This is a genomic window from Glycocaulis sp. (assembly GCF_052168375.1).
In the GTDB taxonomy this organism is placed as follows: domain Bacteria; phylum Pseudomonadota; class Alphaproteobacteria; order Caulobacterales; family Maricaulaceae; genus Glycocaulis.
In genome coordinates, this window is the sequence record NZ_JBQLZR010000347.1 from 1 (window position 1) to 1,964 (window position 1,964).

The window sequence follows — 1,964 nt, forward strand, 5'->3', positions numbered from 1 at the left end:
GTTATCACCGCCTTCCGGTTCGATCAGGCCGAGGCGCGGACGTTGCCAGCTATCGTCCAGCAACTGGACGGCGCCCGCAGATGCGATGCCTTCGAGGCGCACAACGCGAAGCCGGTTTCGCAGATCAAGGGGCAGACGCGCCGATGCCGCCGCCTCAGCTTCGCCGGCCGCGAAGCTGGCTGTCGCCCGCGCAATCACCTGTCCGTCCTGGCCGATGGCGCTGACGGCGATGTCTCGGGGCGCACTGCTGTCAGCCCGCAAGAGGCGGGCGGTAAACCCGTCTGCGGCGGCATCAATACCGGTCAGCGCAAGGGCGCCATCATTGCGGCCCGGCAGCGAGACGGTCAGGCGTCCACGCTCTGACAGGGTGCGGGCCAGTAGCGTATCGGCTTCACTCGCAATCCCGTCGCTCAGCCAGCGCGTTTCGAAGCGCTGAGGCGTGCCGGCTTGGGAAAGCGAGGCAAGCAGTATGGATTGCGTTTCAGCCCGTACGGCAGGCCAGCTTTCGGGCCGCGCCGCTTCGAGGCGTGAGAGTATGGTCCCGGCGGGTTCAAACGTGACGGGCTCCGGGCTCGCGGTCAGCAGAAGACCGGCCTGACGGCCATCCGCGCTCGCCGCTTCCAGCCAGGCACGGGCCTGCGCAAGGGTGCGCGGCCAGCCGGCAGCACCCTGCCAGCCATTGTCGATGACCAGCAGGAGCGGCATGTCCGGCGCGCGATTGTCCGCTGGCCGCCAGACCGGCTGGGCCAGTGCAAGCACGATGATGGCGGCGGCAAGCAGACGCAGAAGGATGAGCCACCAGGGCGCGCTTTGCGGTGTCTGCGGGGTCTGGGCCAGGCGCTGCAAGAGCCGTAAGGGCGCAAACACGACATGACGCGGCGCGGGCGGGGTCGCCCGCAGGAGAAGCCAGAGAAGCGGCAGCGCCAGAAGCGCAATCAGCGCCAGCGGCGCGGCAAAGCCGAGCGGGCCGAGGCTGAACATCAGCTTCGCTCCATCGCGCCGGGCGCCATCGCCTGATAGAGGGCGAGCACCGCATTGCCGGCGGGCCTGTCGGTGCGGTGCGTCACAAGCGTCCAGCCAACCTTGCGGGCCATCAGGGTGATCGCGGCGGAGTGTTCGGCCCAGACCTGGCGATAGGCGTCGCGGGCGTCTTCGGCCCTGCCCAGAAGGAGTGGGTGTGCCTTGCCAGCCGGTTCGGCAAACCGGGTGCGCCCGGCAAACGGAAAGTCTTCCTCCGACGGGTCGATTATGCGCAGCAACACGCCGCCTGCCCCGCTGGCATTGAGCCGGGCAAGGCGTGCAGCCCACGTCTCCGGCGGATCAAGAAAATCGCTGGCAAGGACGAGCCTTGCATGGCGGGCCACATCACCGGTTTCCACTGCCTGGGCCTGACCGGGACCGGTTGCCAGCGCCCGTGCCGTCACTTCCAGCCCTGTCCGGCCTGAACGCGGGCGTCCGGTCTCGCCGAGCGCTGCAATGCGTTCACCGCCACGATAGAGCAGGGAGGCCAGCGCCATCAGGCACACCGCTGCGCGGTCTTTCTTCAGCGGCAGGCCAGCAGAGGCTACGCCCATGCCCGGTGATCCGTCCCGCCAGAGATAGACGGCATTGGCCGCTTCCCATTCGGTTTCGCGCACGAACAGGTGCTGGCCGCGTGCGGAACGCCGCCAGTCAACGGCTTGCGCACCGTCTTCGGTGCGGTGGCGCCGGTATTCCCAGAAGGTTTCGCCATGTCCGGGCCGGCGCCGCCCATGCGTGCCAAGCGCCACACTCGCCGCCACGCGCTCGGCTTCGGCCAGCAGGGCCGGCAAGGGTGCAGCGGCGCGCTCTGCGGCGCGCCTCAGTGTCGTGGGGTTGTGACCGGTCAAGCCCCACCTCCATGGTGTCGATCCTTTTTCTCCCCCCGTTCACGGGGGGAGTGGCCCGCGAGGGCCGAGGGGGGGGGGGGTGGGAGAATGCCGTCT

At 69.0% G+C, this 1,964-nt stretch carries 2 protein-coding genes; both read right to left on the reverse strand.

The window, feature by feature from the left end; translation table 11 throughout:
- Positions 1-981: BatA domain-containing protein (locus tag ACTS2Z_RS14370; RefSeq protein ID WP_442573889.1), on the reverse strand; the 981-nt coding region annotated here is incomplete at its 3' end.
- Positions 981-1,868, reverse strand: coding sequence for a DUF58 domain-containing protein (locus tag ACTS2Z_RS14375; protein ID WP_442573890.1), 888 nt, complete (start codon positions 1,866-1,868; stop codon positions 981-983). The genes ACTS2Z_RS14375 and ACTS2Z_RS14370, both read right to left, overlap by 1 nt.
- Positions 1,869-1,964 lie beyond the last annotated feature (96 nt).